Origin of the sequence: Breoghania sp. JC706 (genome assembly GCF_037026715.1) — a bacterium.
GTDB lineage: Bacteria > Pseudomonadota > Alphaproteobacteria > Rhizobiales > Stappiaceae > Breoghania.
Genome location: NZ_JBANCG010000017.1, coordinates 1 through 17123 on the forward strand (window position 1 = coordinate 1; position 17123 = coordinate 17123).

Sequence of the window (17123 nt, forward strand, 5' to 3'; positions counted from 1 at the left end):
TATCAACCGTCCGAACTCTGCGGTGGTCGTACGGGCGGTGTTCTATTCTTGGGTGCGACGACCGTAGGCTGCTCTATTCGGCGACGGCACTTGCTTTGAGGACGTCGGGGATCGTCTGAGGGGCGGTCGCCGCCATGCCGAGGAGCTGTGCCACCGGCACGGGGTTTTCCGGCTTCAGCTGGATTTCGATACGCTTCGGATCCTGCATGAAGCGATCGGCCGCCTTTGCCAGATCCTCTGCGAATGCCGTATTGGCGAGCGGGCCGAGGCTGTCCCGGATCTGCGCGATCGTCGCCGCACGGATTTCCTCCTCAGACACGTTGGCCTGCTTGGCCTGCATTTGGATCATGCGAGCGATCGCCGGGGCGTCTTCGATGACGATGGACCCACCCTTCACCGAAAGCGTCGCGATCGCTTCCTGAGCACGGTTGGGGTTTTCGAAGACAAAGCGGGGTACGCCGCCCAGCGCAAGCTTCACGGTTGCGGTGCCACCGTTCTCCAGCGCGATATGTGCCTGCTCCAGCTCCAGGTCCTGGGTTTCGCCGTTCCAGTGCAGACGCAGGTTTTGATCGACCTTGATGGTTTCAAACCCGAGCGCTGACAGGATAGCGCGCGACTTCGGGCTGTTAACGAAGGACACCGGAAAATTCAGCCCGGAAATCGTGCTGGAGATATCGGTCGGAATCGGCCCGACATATTTGTCCAGCAGCAGGCGATAGTTGGCGAGCGAGAAGGTGCCGGGGCGTCCCGGTCCGGAAGCCAGCACGTCATCGACTTCCACGCGACCGATAGTCGGTATGGCGTCCATGATCGCCTGAATGTCGCCGGTCTTGCGGGCGTTCTTGAGCGCGAAGAGAGCATCCCTTGTGGGGAAGGTCAGATCGGCAAGGAGAAGGCGGGACAGGCCGAACTGCGAAGCATTGGAGGGGTTCACCGCACCGGCGCCTTCCACGAGGAAGGTTCCGAGACCCTCATCATCCAGATCCGCGATCTCGAGGTTGTCGATCTGTCCGACACGCTCGCCCTTCACATCGACCTGGAGGCCGCTAAGCCGCGTGTTCGCGAGGCTATAGCCGCTGAGGAATTCGAAAAACGCCCGGAGGGTCTGTTCCTGATCGTCCTGTTCACCAGAGGCCAGCCGATCAGCCTCCACCAGAAAATTCGAGCCTTTTGCCGCAATGCCGGCTCCCTTGCTCGAAATCTCGTCGATGGCGACGCTGACGTTCTCGTCAGGGATCACGAAGGAGATGCCACCAACCGACAACTCGCCGAGCACGATCTCGCCAACATCTTCCCCATAGAGCGTCGGGTCGATGGCGCGCAGGAACGGACGGATATCGAAATCCCGCATAGTCATGGTGTCGATGGACGTCAGTACAGTCTGCAACTGTCCGTTGTTGTCCGGGATTCGCTGCTCGGACTTGTAGGATTCGATCTCCTCGCTCGCCATTCGACCGCCCACGACACCGCGTGCGCTCAGGTTCTGGTAGGAGGCCTTGGCCACTCCGTTGTCGGGCAGGGTCTGCTCGACACTGAGTTGACGCACGGCAGCGGAATCTACCCGGATGCCGTTAAGATACATGGCGGCATATCTGACGCTGTCGCGGACGCGGTGCTCGGGAGATATTTCGGGCTGCTCGAAACGCGGCCACTCGGTGCCTGCTATTTCATAGCCATCGAACACTTCCTTGACGTGTACCGCGTTTTCCTTTGGCGGCTGGGCGTCCGCTTTGGCGACGTCATCCTTGTCGGCGTTCGGCTCGAGGGGCTGCTTTTCATCGGCCTTTCCCGAATCGTCCACGGAGCCCCCGCGTTCGGCGGCGGGCGCATCGCCCGCGCTGGGAGCGTCGAGGCGTATTGTCTTTTGATCCGGCAGGGTTGCGTCAAACGAAATCGTCGTTCCGTCGGCAGCCGTTATGCGGTCGGCGGAGAAGGTCTTGTCGGTCTCCGCCAGTCCTTCGAAGGTCAGCTTTTTCGAGTTGAAATCGATCTGGCCGGAAAACTCCGCCTTCTCACCCAGCTTGAAGTGAAAAGGGTAGCGGACTTCAACGTTCTCGATGATCGTGGCGGTTCCGTCCTGGCGCAGATCGCCGTATTGCGCCACGCTGGCGCCCGCCGACAGCAGGTCCTTGAACCAGTCGGCGGCTATCTCGTCGCCCTGTCGGGCGGCAAGAGCCGGGCATGTGGTGATGAGCAGGCCGGCAAGTCCGAGCGCATGCAGACGGCTCGCTTTAAGACGCATATGTAAACTCCTGTGGCGGAACGTTTTCGTGTTCCTGTCCTTTTTTGGTGCAGACCTACTGATTGGCCGTGATCTCGACTGACAGGACATCCGGGATCGTCTGCGGCGCGATCATGGCAGTCCCCACGATCTGCGCGACGGGCACCGGCTGGGCGGGGTGAGCCGCAGCGGTGAGCGAACCGGGGTCCCTCAGGAAGGTCGTGACCGCCGTTTCCACCTTTTCCTGGAATGCCGGATTGCGAATGAGGCTCAGGATGCCGGGGAGGGAGGAGGAGAGCTGATCCACGAGACCGGCCCGATCGGTGTCGGCTTCCTTCGCCTGCTGATCGAGCACACGTTCGACAACGCTTTCGTTCTCAAAATGCAGGCGCAGGTCGGCGATGGACAGCTGCTGCAAGATCTCCATCGTCTTGCCGAAGTCGTCCTGCGCGCCTCCCAGCTTTTCGATCACCTCGGGCGTCACCCCCAGAACGGTGCCGGATACATGGAGTGCCCCCATGTCCTGACCCGAAATCTCGAAGTCATGAAGTTGCGCGCGTCCCTCGCTGGCTGACCATTCCGCATCGGCTTTCACGTCGATCTGCACGGAATCGTATCCAAGCGCCTTCATCCTTTCGCGGAAATCGTCATCCTTGACCGATTCCGGGTCGATCGCGATCTTTTCCACGGTGAAGGAGGCCTTCAGCGAACCGTCGGTGCCGGTCGGATCGAAGGAGCTGGTTAAGCGCTCCACGGGCACTGCGGCTTCGTCCTCGGACTGAATATTGATGCCGGTGATCTCCAGCCGCCTGTAAGCGGGCTCCTTGTTCAGGGCCTTGGCCGGGTCTTGGATTTCCTCGGGGGAGGGGATGCGCAGGTTGGTTACCGCGGCGGCTGCGAATTCCACCGTGTCTTCGTCCGATACGTACTTGACGTCGGTGGCCGCGAGCGCGGCGGCGCTGACGCTTCCGTCGGGTGCGACAGATGCGTCGGATAGAGCCAGGCTGCCCGCCGACATTCCGGCATTCTTGCCTTTGTCGGGGTAGTCTGCCGTCACACCGTGCAGAATGATCTGATTACCGGAGACCGCCACGTCCTCCACGGCGGCGTTTTTCGCCCCGCCGGCTTCGATCGCGGCAAGAACGGCGTCTGCCACCGGATTGTTCGTCGCTTCAAAGGCGAAAGACGACTGCGGGAGGCAAAGCGCGGTGCCGAGGATCACGGCATATCCGGCACGGGGGAAGAAATGGGCACCCATTCTGGTCTCCAGGCTGATGTTCGGTGCGTCCAAGCGCCTTCGCTATCGGCGACGCCGGGACGTGAAAGCCGGCTCTGTGCGGTCAAAGGGCGGCAAAGGTTGGGCACCGAGCCGCCGCATCCGCTTTTACACAACTTCCGCAGGAGCTGCTTCCGGGAAGGTTTCCATCGCCACATGAACATCCTCCAGACCCGGAAGGCTGGCCTCGTTGCCCAGATGCTGAATCGCGTGGGCGGAGGCTGCGCGTGAGAAACGGAAATGCTCTGCCCAGCTTGCGCCGGGCTTGCTCAGATAGGAATAGATATAGGCGCCGTGGAATACGTCTCCGGCGCCATTGGTATCGACGATCTTGTCTGAAGGAACCGCAAGGGAAGGCATTTCCTGCAATGTTCCGGTTTCATCGTACCAGACCAGGCCGCGCTCGCCCATCGTGATGCCGCCTACACGGCAGCCGCGCGCCTTCAGGTAGTCCAGCGTCTGGCGTGCATCCAGATTCATCTGCTCGCAGAATCGTTCCGAGACGATGGCCACGTCGATGAAGCGCAGTAATTCGTCGGTGTTCTCCCGGACCGCCCCGCCGTCGAGCGAAGTCAGAATGCCCGCCTGGCGGCATGTGCGCGCATAATGGAGCGCCGCGTCTGCGAGATGGCCGTCCAGATGAAGGGCGCGACAGCCGTCGAGGTTAAGCTGGGGGAAGGGGTGAAGGAAATGATCGTCCCGGCAGCGCACGATGGCGCGCTTGGAGCCCTTCGGCATGATGAAGGACAACGACGACTCGCGGACCTTCCGGCCGTGGATCTCGATTCCGTACTTGGTCGCCATGTCGTTGAACATGTGAGCGAGCCAGTCGTTGGCCTGCGAGCAGATCAGGTCGGGCTTGTAGCCGAGCTTGGCGCAGCAGAAAGCGGCGGTGACTGCATTTCCGCCGAAACTCACGGCGTATTCGTCGGCGATCGTCTTCTCGTCACCCGTCGGCAAGCGATCGGTGATGAAGGTGATGTCGATGTAGGCTTGGCCAATGAACAGGGCTTCCATGCATCCTCTCTGTCAGGCAGGCGCGGGGCTCGATTGGAAGGGGCGAGAGTCTTCGCACACTCGTTGCCGGGCGCAACCCATATCCGCAAAAATTCGCGCGATTCAGTCAGTGTTTACGATCTTTCTGCATTGTTAACGGATCGCTCACCCTACGCGCTCCGGATCCGCAAGCTTGTCCCGACGGTATAAAACATTTTTCAGGGCGCTTTTTGTCGCAGTCTTGCTTGCGGTCGTGCCGTTGGCTGTGGCGAAGTTCAGCCTCGACCATTATGCCGTTTCGCGCGCGCATACGGAATTGCGCGCCGCCGCGGAGCGCTATGTCAACCGGGCCGAGGAAGCGCTGTCGGATGGCGTGACGGCGTTACAGACGCTCGTCGGCGACGGGCACATCACATGTCTGCCGCGCGACCATCTGGCTTACGGCAAGGTGATGCGCGAGCATTCCTTCGTGCAGGCAATCGATCTCGTCGATGCCAACGGCGTTCCGATGTGCTCCACGCCCCTGCGCGAGCGCTCCGGCGAGGCAATCATGCCGGCCTACCGCTCCGATTCCGCAATGGTGGGGCTCGGTCTCCTAGACAAGTCGTTCGAAGGTGTTCATCTGGCGGCCGTGAGCTGGCATGTGGGCAACGGCGTGCGTCTCATCGCGGAGATCTCTGCACCGGCGGTCTCGGTGGATGCCGGTCCGGAGTATTTGCGCGCTTATCGTCGTGTTGAGTTGAGGCTGGCGCAGGACGTGCGGTGGCTGACGATCGGCGGCGAGGGGGGGGCAGGAAAGCGGCGCGGCCGGCGATGGCGGAAGCGAGATGGTCGAATATGTCCGTTCGACTCGATATCCGCTGCAGGCGACCATTGTTGCTCCGAAAGCTGCAGCCTACGGGCTCGTCTCCGATCTCAAGGTATTGACCGCGGTGGCGACCGGCGCGTTCACGGTTCTTTTCATTGTGATCGCACTCTGGGTCTCCTGGCGTCCGGAGCAGGATGCGGATGATGAATTCGTTGCCGCGATCCGAAAGGGAGAGTTCATCCCCTATTATCAGCCAGTGATGGACATCGAGACAGGCGGCTTGCGGGGATGCGAGGTGCTGATCCGCTGGAGGCGGTCCGATGGCACGATCGTTTCCCCTGGCCAGTTCATGCAGTATGCGGAAACGTCCGGGCATATTTTCGAGATGACGCGACAGATCATGCGTCAGACGATCTTTGATGTTGGGCATCTTTATGCGGCGAATCCCGACCTGAAGCTTTCCGTCAACCTTTTTGCGGGCCACTTCGAGGATCGGCGGATTATCGAGGATCTCATTGAGATCTATGGAAATTCCAGCATTTCCTACAGCCAGATCGTCATGGAGGTCACCGAGCGTCAGCCGCTGCGTGATATGAACGTCGCACGCAAGATCATCTCCGAGATGCAGTCGCTCGGAATCCGGGTTGCGCTTGACGACGCGGGCACCGGGCATGGCGGGCTTGCCTACCTCCAGAAGCTCGGCATCGACATCATCAAGATCGACAAGATGTTCGTCGACGCTCTCGGCTCGGATGCCAGCTCCACATCCATCGTCGATATGCTCGTGGAACTCGCGGGCAATCTCGGCATGGGGATCATCGCGGAAGGCGTCGAGACGATGGAGCAAATTGCGCGGCTGCGCGAGCTCGGGGTTACGTCGGCCCAGGGCTACATCTTCGCACCTCCGTTGCCGGGTCATCTCTATGTTCAGCTTGCGGAGGCGCTCACTTCCGGCAACGCGTTCGAGACGAACGATGAGCGGGAACTCGATGAAGCTATGGAGAGCGACGAGGCTATGGAGTTCGACGAAGCGGCAAGCCGATGAAGCCGAGGGCACCGTCCGCATGGAATTGGTAAAAATACCCATCGGATCGTCGCGTCGCTATGAATGGCCGAAGCGTTATCGCAGCGTTGTCCGGCGGCTTGGCACTGCCAGGTGGGGCCGCAATGACATGCCGCAGTGACGAGTTCATGTTCCGCGATTGCTGGCGAGCGTCTCGCGTGTGCTTTTGGCGGTCGCTTGCGGGAATCGGTACTGCACCGCAGTTTGGTGCTTAGGGGTTTACTGGTCGATTTGAAGACGCTATCGAGTGATCGCTTGGCCGCAACCCTGTCGCGCGCCTTGGGGGATGGCACCCCGGATCGGACATCTCGAGCGGCGCTCCGTCGTCGTTGTCGGAATATGTAAAGTTGTCTTGGACAAAAGGCGCCTCGAATGGACATCAATCCCGACCGCCTGGGTAAGGTGGCGATCATCGCGGCGATCAGTTCGCGCGAGGAAGAAGAGACCTTCAAGCAATACGTGGCCGCCAATACCCGCCTCAAAATGGGCATTACGTTCGTCAGCGGCGTGCGGACCGACGTGACGAAAACATTCGTCAAGTCGTTGGTGGCCTGCGCCCTGCAGAGCCATATCATCCACCATCACCACAACGAGATTCATGCCGTCATCCATGCCGGGCTTGAATGTCTGAAGGGCGTGAGCTCGGATGTGGCGGCTGAGTCGAGTCTCAAGCTGAAGGTTGCGATCGTCTCCGACGGCAGGTGGCTGGTCATTGCCGCCCATGGTGAATCTGCCTTCCACCCCGAAACGAACCATGAGCGCATGGGTTTCGGCGTGATGCACCTGTAGGAGACGGCTCCTTTCGGGCTTGATCCGCCGGTTCTGATCCGGCAGGCGGTGCACGGTTGTGAGCCTTCGGCGCCGGCCTGTAATTTTCCTGTCGCCGTAACCTTTCTTGACGGGCCGCAACGCTCTCGGGCTTGTTTCGCGCACATTGTAACCAGGGCGATCTTCGAAGTGGTTTCGGAGGTCGCCCTTGTCATATGTACGGAAGGGTGCAAGCTTTGCGAAAAAAATAGGCAGGCTTTGATTGTAGGCGACATCTTCCGTAAGGGACGAATAGGCCCGGAAAAAGCCCGTTTCTGAGGACTCGGGGTGTCGGAAAAAATATCTAACAATATGAAATATATGGAGAAAAATAGTTTTTCTGGCACTAATCACAATTATGCCACTTTGCCGCAACCCTTCTTTCAAGCTGCCTCTGGACTTTGCAGCCGCTTGGTGAGATATACGACTTAAGTCGAGGCGGAACCCACGGGACACTCCCAAGGCAAACCTCGGCGGGCCTTCGGGTCGTGTGAAAATTCGCAGTATGCGAATGTTCGTCCTGCTCCCTCGGGAGCGTGTGATACAGTGATCAGGGGTAACGCTTGGGCCCGCGCACGCGGCGCACTTTAACCGTTGCCTATCTCCTCTGCCCCTCCCTGGGGTGTGTGATCTCGTGATCAGAGCAGTGTGATTGCGCCCTTTCGAGGGTCGCGAGCCTTCGTCTGCTCCAACTCCTTCTATGCCAGTGACTCAGTGTTCTCCGTGACGGCGGACATCTGGTTTCCACGGTCTGCGTGGCCCCTCGGGGCGCATGGGGATCGCTGAAAACAGAGCGAGTACGAGCTTATGCGAGCTTGTGGGGTCGTCTCCAGTTGCTGTAGCGGTCCGACAATGCAGAACGAGTACGAGATTATGCATTTTTCTCAGCAGCTTAAATCGCAAGGGTGTGAAGAGGCTCCCGTTCCGAGTGTCGATCTCGGACTGGCCTCCTGGCACATCGGCTCAGCATTCCTTGCCGGTACTCTGCTGGAGGTGGCCAGTCACCCGAAACCCGGGCTTGTGACCGCACGGTCGAACGGATCGCACAGCGATATGGACATCAAGACCTTCATGGTCGCGTCCGCTGCGATCGCGCCGTGCCTTTACCAATGCGCCGAGGCCGGGATGCGCCACCAGGGATCGGCCCGCGATCTGCTGCGCCCTGTGCGTGAGATCGGCTGCCGCTACGAGGGGCTGCTTCTGGCAGCAACCGGCGGCGTCAACACGCAGCGCGGCTTTTTGTTCTCTGCAGGTGTCCTGAGTGCCGCAGCCGGCAGGCTCGCGCGCGATCGGGCATCCTTGGAAGTCGATGCCCTCTTCTCGTTGGCTGCAGCCATGACTGATGGTCTTTGCGCCCGGGAACTGGAGAGCGTCGGCGACCGAGAGGCGGGAACAGCGGGCGAATGGCTCTACCAACGCTATGGGGTGCGCGGCATCCGTGGCGAGGTGGAGGCCGGCTTTCCGACCGTCGTCGAGGCGGGACTGCCGGCTTTTCGCAGTGCGAGGAGTAAGGGCGCCTCTCTGGAAGAGGCGCTCATCCATACCCTGATTTCATTGATGGCGGCATGCGAGGACACCACGCTCTTGTGGCGCGGCGGCTTCGAGGCGCTCGAATTCGTGCGCGGGAAGGCGCGCGACGCTCTCCGGCTTGGTGGCGCACTGACACCTGCCGGCATGGCTGCCATCCATCAACTCGACACAGAGTGCATCACACGCAACCTGAGCCCAGGTGGTTCGGCCGATCTTCTGGCCGTGACCTACGGCGTCGATGTGCTCGTCAGCGGCGCCCCTGGAGCGGGGACCGTTTTCACAGGCCGGCCCGCCAAGGCAGGTCAATCCCCTCAACCCCCGAGGATCTCATGAACATCATTGTCTACGCCGGGATGTCCTACCTCATCACCGCCGTCATCGCTTTTGCAGTGATCGGCGTGATCGTCGGTATCTCCCGCTTCCTCTCTCAGCCCTCCGAATAGACAGAAGATCAACCGATGTTACACCAACTCCTTACGATCTTTCCCGGCATCGGGACGCTCTTCGTCCAGGATCCCGTGATCGCTTTCGCCCGTATCGGGTTCATCGTGCTGGGCTTCGTGCTCGCCTATCTCGGCTTCAAGCGCACGCTTGAGCCCCTCATCATGGTCCCGATGGGACTTGGCATGATGGCGGTCAACGCCGGCGTGATGTTCCTGGAGGCCGGCAAGATCGGCACGCTGATTATCGCGCCGATGGTCTCCGAGCCCAACGCTCTGATCGACATCATGCAGATCAACTTCCTGCAGCCGGTCTACAACTTCACCTTCGTGAACTCGCTGGTCGCCTGCCTGCTCTTCATGGGCATCGGCACGATGGCGGACATCTCGTTCATCCTGGCGCGTCCGTGGGCTTCCATCACGGTTGCGGTCTGTGCCGAGCTTGGCACCTTCGTGACCCTCGTCATTGGCTACTACTTTGGCCTGACGCCGGGCCAGGCGGCCGCTGTCGGCTCGATCGGTGGTGCGGATGGCCCGATGGTGCTGTTTGCCTCGCTGATCATGGCGAAGGATCTGTTCGTCCCGATTTCGATCATCGCCTACCTCTACCTGTCGCTGTGCTACGCCGGTTATCCGTACCTGGTTCGCTGGCTGGTCCCGGCCAAGTACCGCGGCCTCGAGGTCGAGATCGAATTCCCGGAAGTGTCTTCGCAGGCGAAGTTCGTCTTCACCATCGTCGCTGCGGCTCTGCTCTGCCTGCTGCTGCCGGTCGCTTCCCCGCTGATCCTGTCCTTCTTCATGGGCGTCGCGATCAAGGAAGCGGAGATCGAGCCTTACGTGCAGCTCCTGGAGAACACGATCGTCTACGGTTCGACCCTGTTCCTCGGCCTGGTGCTCGGCGTGCTCTGCGAAGCCTCGACTCTGCTCGATCCCCGCGTTGCGATCCTGCTGGTCCTCGGCATCACCGCGCTGGCGGTCTCCGCCCTGGGCGGCATCGGTGGCGGCTGGCTCGTGTGGGCCGTGACCAAGGGCAAGTACAACCCGGCAACCGGCATCGCCGGCGTGTCCTGCATGCCCTCCACCGCCAAGATCGCGCAGCGCTGCGCCTTTGAGGCGAGCCCCTACGCCATGATCATGCCGCTCGCCATGGGTGCATCGATCTGCGGCGTGATCGTCTCGGCCATCGCCGTGGGCGTCTTCGCCTCGACGATTGGTCTGGTCGGCTGACCATGAGGCCGGCGCCCGTCACTCAATGCCGGTGGGCGCCGGCCTCCAGCTTCACTGTGCACGTACAAACAAAGAAGCGCTGAAGACCATGCTGTACCGATCCGCCCTTGCTTCGACCTCCTACGAACTCGCCAATTGCTGCGGCGTGGAGCGGCGCAATGGCCGGATCGGTCCGGTCTATTTCCTGACGCAGGCCGGTTCCACGAACCAGGTGATGAGCGACCTCCAGGCGAAGGGCGCCGAAACGGGGCTCGCTCTGGTGGCTGCCCATCAGACCGCCGGGCGCGGCAAGGGGAAGCGGTTCTGGTTCTCCAAACCGGGGAAGGGGCTGGGCATCTCGCTGCTCCTGTGTCCTGATCGTCCCCTGGAAGAAATCTCCCAATTTACGCTGGTGCTCGGCGTCGCTGTGGCGGAAGCCATCCGGCAGATCGCGGGCATTGAAGCGTCCGTCAAATGGCCGAACGACATTCTGGTCGACGGTCGCAAGCTGTGCGGAATCCTTTGTGAACTTGTCCTCACCGATGAGGGCGAGATGGCGCATGTGATCGCCGGCATCGGTATCAACGTCAACATGACGGCGGACGACGTACCGCCGATACTGGAGGGCATCGCCACGTCGCTGGCGATCGAGACGGGGCGCGAGTTCGATGAACGCGACCTGCTCGAAACCCTCTTCACTCAGATCGAGACCTGGATGGCGCGTTGGGAAACGGAAGGGTTCGCACCCATCCGCGATGCCTGGATCGCGCGCTCCTGTACGATCGGACGGGACATCCTGTTCGATGCCGGCGACGAGCGTCTTGAAGGTACGGCCACGGATCTGGGTTTCGATGGATCCCTAAGCATTCGCGATAGGAGCGGCACAACCCACCGCTTCTACTACGGAGAGGCGCACCAATCGCCGAGTATTTCGGCATTGGGGCGCTAAAACAACTAAACAGAGGTTGTTCCATGTCCACTAACGGTACTGAGAAAAAGTGGGACCGTCGCTCTGCAGATACTGCGGAGAGAATGGCGGCTGCCGCTCGGTTTATCGGCCCGGGCAAGCAGTTCAAGCCGGAAGACACGGTGGCCCTGCTTGAGGCGGTTATCCGCCCCGGCGACCGCGTCAATATCGAAGGCAATAACCAGAAGCAGGCCGACTTCCTGGCCGAATGCCTGAACAAGGTCGACAAGTCCAAGATCCACGACCTGCACATGGTGCAGTCGGCGGTTCCGCTTCCGGTCCATCTCGATCTGTTCGAGACCGGCATCGCCAAGAAGCTCGACTTCGCTTTTGGCGGGCCGCAGGCCGGTCGCGTTGCTCAGTTCATTCGCGAAGGCAAGATGGAACTGGGTGCGATCCATACGTACCTGGAACTGTTCTCCCGCTACTTCCTCGACCTGACGCCGAAGGTGTCCCTGATCTGCGCCTACAAGGCTGACAGGAAGGGCAACCTCTACACCGGCTTCAACACCGAAGATACGCCGACGATCGTCGAGGCGACCAAGTTCAGCCAGGGCATCGTTATCGCCCAGGTCAACGAGATCGTCGACGAACTGCCGCGCGTGGATATCCCGGCCGACTGGATCGACGCCGTCGTGCAGTCGCCGAAGCCGTTCTTCATCGAACCGCTGTTTACCCGTGATCCGGCGCTCATCACCGACAACCAGATCCTTCTGGCGATGCTGTGCCTCAAGGGCATCTACGCCGAATACGAGGTGAAGCGGCTCAACCATGGCATCGGCTTCCTGACCTCGGCGATCGAGCTGATGCTGCCGACCTACGGCAACGAGCTCGGCCTGAAGGGCAAGATCTGCACGCACATGGCCCTGAACCCGCATCCGACCATGATCCCCGCGATCGAGGACGGCTGGGTCGAGCAGATCCACTGCTTCGGCGGTGAGCTCGGCATGGAGAAGTTCGTCGCCGCGCATCCGGACGTGTTCTTCGTCGGTCCCGACGGCAGCTTGCGTTCCAACCGCGCCTATTCGCAGGCGGCCGGTCAGTTTGCTTGCGACATGTTCATCGGTGGCACGCTGCAGATCGACAAGTACGGCAACTCCTCTACCGCTACCGCGAACCGCGTTGCCGGCTTTGGCGGCGCGCCGAACATGGGCTCCGACTCCCATGGTCGCCGTCACTCCACCGAGGCTTGGCTGAAGTGCGGTGCCGAACAGCCGACGCTTGATCGCACGCTGGGCAACATGCCGCGCGGCAAGAAGCTGGTCGTGCAGGGTGTCGAGACCTTCGGGGAAGGCCGCCAGCCGGTGTTCGTCGAGGAACTGGACGCCTGGAAGCTGGCGAAGAACGCCAACCTGCCGCTGCCGCCGGTCATGATCTACGCCGATGACCTGACGCACATCGTGACCGAGGAGGGCATTGCCTACCTCAACCGCGCTCCGGATATCGAAGCCCGCATGGCCGCCATTCGCGCGGTTGCCGGCTACACGGAAATCGGCCTGAAGGCCGATCCGGCCGAGACGAAGCGCCTTCGCGAGCAGCGTATCGTCATGACGCCTGAAGATCTTGGCGTCGACCGCAAGCGTGCGGATCGTTCGATGCTCGCCGCACGTAGCATCCAGGACCTCGTGACCTGGTCTGGCGGCCTCTACAACCCGCCGGCTCGGTTCCGCAACTGGTGACACGAAGGATCATTGAACCATGGCTTTGAACACACTGGAATTCCACGTCAAAATCGACGAGGGAACCAAGAGCGTCGACCGCCCGATCCATCTGGGCGTGGTTGGCTCGGGTGACATGGAAGTCCTGATGGAGCCGAAGGATCTCAAGGGGTCCGTTTCGGTGAAGATCGTCACTCCCGTCACTGGTTTCGACGAGCTCTGGAAGCGGGTCGTGGAGACGTTCGTCTCCGAGACGCTGCTGGGCGACGTCCACCTCGAGATCAACGACAACAATGCCACTCCTGCGGTCGTCCTGCTGCGCCTGCGCCAGGCGTTTGCGGAAGCGACCGGAGAGTAAGGAGATACCCCATGCCGAAATGGAATGACATTCAGGGACAGAGCTTCCTGGAATCGGACGCTCGCGCCCGTGCCGTCGGCCTGGTCGACGAGGGCACCTTTACGGAGCTGGCCGGTCCGTTCGACCGCTTCTACAGCCCGCATCTGGAAACCCTTGGCGAAGCGGTCGAATTCGATGACGGTATCGTCACCGGCGTTGGCAAGATCGGCAAGACGCCGGTCTTCGTGATCTCCCAGGAAGGCCGCTTCATCGGTGGGTCCGTCGGTGAGGTCGGTGGTGCGAAAATGGTCAACACCATCCGTCTCGCCACCGAGTTCCACGACAAGCTCGTTGCCGAGCATGCTGACCTGAGCGACGAGGAAAAGCCTGTCGTTGTGATCTCGTTCGAGACCGGCGGTGTGCGTCTGCACGAATCCAACGCCGGCCTGCTCGCGCACGCCGAGGTGATGGATCAGCTGCAGAAGGCCCGTCACAAGGTTCCGGTGATCACGCTGATCGGTTCGAAGGTCGGCTGCTTCGGCGGCATGGGCTTCGTGGCCGCTGCGACCGACGCGATCGTGATGAGCGAGTACGGCCGTCTGGGCCTGACGGGTCCGGAAGTGATCGAGCAGGAGATGGGCAAGGAAGAGTTCGACTCCTCCGACCGCGCGCTCGTGTTCCGCACCACCGGCGGCCGCCACAAGTACATCATGGGCGACTGCAACGTCCTGGTTCGCGGCAAGGTTTCGGATTTCCGCGAGGCTCTGTCCAAGCTGGTGGTTCTGCCGGTTTCCGAGTTCGAGAAGATGCGCCGCATCGGTTCGCCGGAGCTGGTCGAGAAGCAGCTGAAGCTTGTTGCCCTTGCTGCGGAGATGCAGCCGAAGGACGCCCGCGATGTCTGGGCCAAGGCCGGCAATGCCGATGCCGCGACCCTCGACAGCAAGCCGTTCGACGAGTTCGTCGCGACGGTCAAGCGGCTCGAAGTCTGAACCCGATCACAAGATCCAAATCAGGAGACAATCATGGAAAACGTTGAAACCATGATGGGACGCGGTCGGGACGCGATCGACATGATCGTCGATACCGACAGCTTCCAGGAAGGCACCGTTGGCGCCAAGACCTTCGACGATCCGGAATTCGGTCCGGGCGCCGTCGTCGGCACCGCCAAGCTGGATGGCCAGGACGTGACGCTCATCGTCTCTGACGCGATGGGCTTCAACGAGAAGTTCCCGGTCGTCTATGCCGGCATCATCGGCATGGAGGAAGGTTACAAGATGGCTCAAGCCGTCTACGCCTCTCTCGCGGCCGACGCCGACAAGCCGAAGGAAGAGAAGCGCCCGCTGGTGCTGATCGTCGACACCCCGGGCAACGGCCCGGGCAAGGTCGAGGAGATCTTCGGCATGAACAAGGCCACCGGCGCCTATCAGCTGGCGCTGGCGGAGGCTCGCCTGGCGGGTCATCCGATTGTGGCCATGGTCATCGGCCGTGCCATCTCCGGCGCCTTCCTCTGCCACGGCCTGCAGGCCTCCAACATCCTCTCGCTGGACTCGAGCTTCGGCACGATGATCCACGTGATGCCGCTGACCTCGATCTCGCGCATCATCAAGAAGGATCTGGAGACGCTTGAGGAACTGTCCAAGGGCAACCCGGTCTTCGCGGCCGGCCCGCAGTTCTTCTATGCCCTGGGCGGCGTCGAGGAGCAGATCGGCAAGGTCGAAGGCATGCGCCCCGCGATCATCGAGCACATCAAGCAGATCCGTGCGGCCGTTGCCGCCGGTGAGGATGCAAAGCTCGGTCCGTGGGGACGTGGTGCTCTGGGAGCGGAGCGTAATGGCCGTGTCGTGCGACCCAAGGTCATCGATCTGATGAACCAGGAGTTCGCTGCAGTAGCCGAGAAATACGCTCCATCTCGCTAACGACCCTCAAGGGACGATGATCATGTCCGACGATCTGACGGTACTTGAAGAAGCTCTGAACGCCTTCGGCGGTGCTCCCACCCTCCAGGAGATGCCGAAGCGGACATTGGCGGACAAGGGGATCGACGGCCCCACGGCCGCCCATGTCATCGAGGAGGTGCATACGCCGCTCAATCTGGCGTATCTCACCTTCACGACAGGCTCTTCTGCGTTCCAGAATATCGTCGGCGTGACTCATGGCGAGATTTCCGGCCGCTGCGCGGTGGCCCGGACCCTTTTCGAAAGACTCGGGTCCGGGCCACAAGCGAAGATGGTCGTGACCTATCCTCCGCTTGTGAACGTCTTCGCCGCAGAAGCCTTGCGCGACTGCGGCGTGGAATGGAGCTTCCTGAAGCGCTCCAGCCGGGATGCCCTGATCGTGGCCTTCTGCCGCGAACAGCCGTCGATCGTCCTCGGCGAATCCTCGTTCCTCAGGGCCACGCTCGAGCAGGTCGTCAAGCTCGGGTTGAAGGCGCACATGCCGAAGGGTGTGGCGCTGCTGTGTGCCGGCACCCCTCTCGACATGGAACTGCTGCCGGTCGCCGAGGGGTTCGGCTACACCGTGCACGACCTCTATGGCTGCCAGGAATTCGGGTGGCTGACGCTGGACGGCGTGCCGCTTCGCGACGACATCACCCTCGTCGCCTCGCCGCGGGGCGACGGGTACCGCGAACTCGTCGTCGGCGGACTGCCGATGGGCGACAGTTTCGTGGTCTCCAAATCCGGCCACGTCTGCAACCGAGCCGGTGAAATCATCACGTATCAGCGTGAGCGCACCTATCCGGAATACGAAGTCGTCGTTGCTGCGACCACCGCGCATGCGGCTTCGACCGTCGAGAAGGCCGCGCGCACGATTCTGCGCATCAAGGGCCGGGTGGTGAAGGTCGCGCGCGACCTGGAAACCGGCGCGAGCGCCACCCGCGTGAAGCTCGTGCCAGGGGTTCCCGCCGACGAGGCGGAGGGAAGCGGACCCATCATCATCGAAGGTCCGGAAAAGACCCAGCTGTTCGACGTGCTCGTCGAGGCGCAGGCCGATTTGCAGAAATCCGCGAAGACGGATCCTGCCTGGATCAAGAGGCGCTGATCATGTTGAACCGGCGGCATTATCTGGCAGAGCTGGAACCCGCGGTGCGCGAGGCCTTGGTCCCGTCGCTGCTGGAAGGTCTGCCGCACACGATGCGCGACGGGGCGACCGAGAAGGCCGTGCTCAACGGTTTTCTGGAGGATCGCATTCCGGGCATCGTCTGCCGCCCGACACGGCCTTGCGGGGAAGGGCAGGGGCAACTGGGCTTTGCCTTCCCCGAGCGCATCGATCAGCAACGCGTTCGCTCGTCGTTGATCGTCGATGCGGATCAGGTCAGCGGCTTCCTTTCTCCTTACGAGGTGATGGATCGTGCGGTGAGACAGAGCCCGCCGACGCATCCTGGCCTCGTTTCGATTGCAGGTCTGGGCGAGCGCTTCGGCGTGCGCCTCGGCCTCCTTGGCTCCGCCGCGCTCGCGGCGGTGACCGGCCTCGCATATGTGCGACCGGACTCGGATCTCGACATTCTCGTCGATGCCGGGCACGGCGGCGATATCGAGGCCTTCTACCAGGCCGTGTCCTCCCTGAGCGGGGAACTCGGCTTGTCCGTCGACGCCGAGATGGAGATCAATAGCTGCCTCGGCGTAAAGCTCAAAGAGTATTTCTCTGAGGCAAGAGAGATACTCGTAAAGACTATCTATGATGTTTCTCTTGTGGACAGAGAAAAATTATGTGTTTCCTCCGGCGTGCCGATGTTCGAAAAGCATCGACTCGGCGGTGTGACTGGGGAATGTAAGAAGTCCCCGCAAAATCAACCATCTAACTAATGGAGTGTATG

At 61.4% G+C, this 17123-nt stretch carries 15 protein-coding genes; 12 read left to right on the top strand and 3 right to left on the bottom strand.

The features are described from left to right. Positions 1–73: 73 nt before the first annotated feature. The 3 genes from V2L18_RS22675 to V2L18_RS22685 form a co-directional block, all read right to left on the bottom strand. The gene (locus V2L18_RS22675; RefSeq protein ID WP_336180629.1) at positions 74–2332 is read right to left on the bottom strand and encodes a hypothetical protein; all 2259 of its coding nucleotides are present in this window, start codon (positions 2330–2332) and stop codon (positions 74–76) included. Beyond that, positions 2298–3323 (bottom strand): hypothetical protein, encoded by a 1026-nt coding sequence (locus V2L18_RS22680; RefSeq protein ID WP_336180630.1) that lies wholly within the window; start codon positions 3321–3323, stop codon positions 2298–2300. The genes V2L18_RS22675 and V2L18_RS22680 overlap by 35 nt, the downstream gene beginning before the upstream one ends. Positions 3324–3605: 282 nt before the next feature. After that, the gene (locus tag V2L18_RS22685; protein WP_336180631.1) at positions 3606–4514 is read right to left on the bottom strand and encodes a sugar kinase; all 909 of its coding nucleotides are present in this window, start codon (positions 4512–4514) and stop codon (positions 3606–3608) included. A gap of 172 nt (positions 4515–4686) precedes the next feature. Here V2L18_RS22685 and V2L18_RS22690 point away from each other — a divergent pair, with 172 nt between their 5' ends. From V2L18_RS22690 to mdcG, 12 genes are all read left to right on the top strand, one after another. Next, a complete protein-coding gene (locus tag V2L18_RS22690; RefSeq protein WP_336180632.1) occupies positions 4687–5505 on the top strand; it encodes a hypothetical protein in 819 nt (272 codons plus the stop codon). Further along, on the top strand, positions 5459–6346 hold the full coding sequence (locus tag V2L18_RS22695) for an EAL domain-containing protein (RefSeq protein WP_336180633.1): 888 nt from the start codon (positions 5459–5461) through the stop codon (positions 6344–6346). Before V2L18_RS22690 ends, V2L18_RS22695 begins: the two co-directional genes overlap by 47 nt. A gap of 390 nt (positions 6347–6736) precedes the next feature. Next, positions 6737–7153 (top strand): HutP family protein, encoded by a 417-nt coding sequence (locus tag V2L18_RS22700; protein ID WP_336180634.1) that lies wholly within the window; start codon positions 6737–6739, stop codon positions 7151–7153. Between the two features lie 870 nt (positions 7154–8023). Continuing rightward, positions 8024–9034: a triphosphoribosyl-dephospho-CoA synthase MdcB gene (gene mdcB, locus V2L18_RS22705; protein WP_336180635.1), complete on the top strand. Its 1011-nt coding sequence runs from the start codon at positions 8024–8026 to the stop codon at positions 9032–9034. Positions 9035–9159: 125 nt separating this feature from the next. Next, positions 9160–10368 carry a Na+-transporting malonate decarboxylase, carboxybiotin decarboxylase subunit gene (gene madB / locus V2L18_RS22710; protein WP_336180636.1) on the top strand — a complete coding sequence of 403 codons (1209 nt, stop codon included), beginning with the start codon at positions 9160–9162 and terminating at the stop codon, positions 10366–10368. Between the two features lie 25 nt (positions 10369–10393). After that, entirely contained in the window at positions 10394–11296 is a 903-nt protein-coding gene (locus V2L18_RS22715) for a biotin--[acetyl-CoA-carboxylase] ligase (RefSeq protein WP_336180637.1), read from the top strand. Positions 11297–11319: 23 nt separating this feature from the next. Further along, positions 11320–12993, top strand: coding sequence for a malonate decarboxylase subunit alpha (gene mdcA / locus V2L18_RS22720; protein ID WP_336180638.1), 1674 nt, complete (start codon positions 11320–11322; stop codon positions 12991–12993). A 19-nt stretch (positions 12994–13012) separates the two neighbouring features. Beyond that, on the top strand, positions 13013–13330 hold the full coding sequence (gene mdcC / locus V2L18_RS22725; RefSeq protein WP_336180639.1) for a malonate decarboxylase acyl carrier protein: 318 nt from the start codon (positions 13013–13015) through the stop codon (positions 13328–13330). 11 nt (positions 13331–13341) lie between these two features. Then, positions 13342–14298, top strand: coding sequence for a biotin-independent malonate decarboxylase subunit beta (locus tag V2L18_RS22730; RefSeq protein ID WP_336180640.1), 957 nt, complete (start codon positions 13342–13344; stop codon positions 14296–14298). 33 nt (positions 14299–14331) lie between these two features. Next, positions 14332–15225: a biotin-independent malonate decarboxylase subunit gamma gene (mdcE, locus tag V2L18_RS22735; RefSeq protein WP_336180641.1), complete on the top strand. Its 894-nt coding sequence runs from the start codon at positions 14332–14334 to the stop codon at positions 15223–15225. Between the two features lie 22 nt (positions 15226–15247). Next, complete coding sequence (locus V2L18_RS22740) at positions 15248–16348, top strand: acyl carrier protein (RefSeq protein ID WP_336180642.1); 1101 nt, start codon at positions 15248–15250, stop codon at positions 16346–16348. A 2-nt stretch (positions 16349–16350) separates the two neighbouring features. Further along, positions 16351–17112 (top strand): malonate decarboxylase holo-[acyl-carrier-protein] synthase, encoded by a 762-nt coding sequence (mdcG, locus tag V2L18_RS22745; protein ID WP_336180643.1) that lies wholly within the window; start codon positions 16351–16353, stop codon positions 17110–17112. Positions 17113–17123 lie beyond the last annotated feature (11 nt).

Bases quoted from the DNA above. Each gene is read 5' to 3' on its own strand.
- V2L18_RS22685 (WP_336180631.1), bottom strand. From the start codon at position 4,514: ATGGAAGCCCTGTTCATTGGCCAAGCCTACATCGACATCACCTTCATC.
- mdcC (WP_336180639.1), top strand. From the start codon at position 13,013: ATGGCTTTGAACACACTGGAATTCCACGTCAAAATCGACGAGGGAACC.
- mdcG (WP_336180643.1), top strand. From the start codon at position 16,351: ATGTTGAACCGGCGGCATTATCTGGCAGAGCTGGAACCCGCGGTGCGC.
- V2L18_RS22675 (WP_336180629.1), bottom strand. From the start codon at position 2,332: ATGTCCTGTCAGTCGAGATCACGGCCAATCAGTAGGTCTGCACCAAAA.
- V2L18_RS22730 (WP_336180640.1), top strand. From the start codon at position 13,342: ATGCCGAAATGGAATGACATTCAGGGACAGAGCTTCCTGGAATCGGAC.
- mdcA (WP_336180638.1), top strand. From the start codon at position 11,320: ATGTCCACTAACGGTACTGAGAAAAAGTGGGACCGTCGCTCTGCAGAT.
- V2L18_RS22700 (WP_336180634.1), top strand. From the start codon at position 6,737: ATGGACATCAATCCCGACCGCCTGGGTAAGGTGGCGATCATCGCGGCG.
- mdcE (WP_336180641.1), top strand. From the start codon at position 14,332: ATGGAAAACGTTGAAACCATGATGGGACGCGGTCGGGACGCGATCGAC.
- madB (WP_336180636.1), top strand. From the start codon at position 9,160: ATGTTACACCAACTCCTTACGATCTTTCCCGGCATCGGGACGCTCTTC.
- V2L18_RS22740 (WP_336180642.1), top strand. From the start codon at position 15,248: ATGTCCGACGATCTGACGGTACTTGAAGAAGCTCTGAACGCCTTCGGC.
- mdcB (WP_336180635.1), top strand. From the start codon at position 8,024: ATGCAGAACGAGTACGAGATTATGCATTTTTCTCAGCAGCTTAAATCG.
- V2L18_RS22715 (WP_336180637.1), top strand. From the start codon at position 10,394: ATGCCGGTGGGCGCCGGCCTCCAGCTTCACTGTGCACGTACAAACAAA.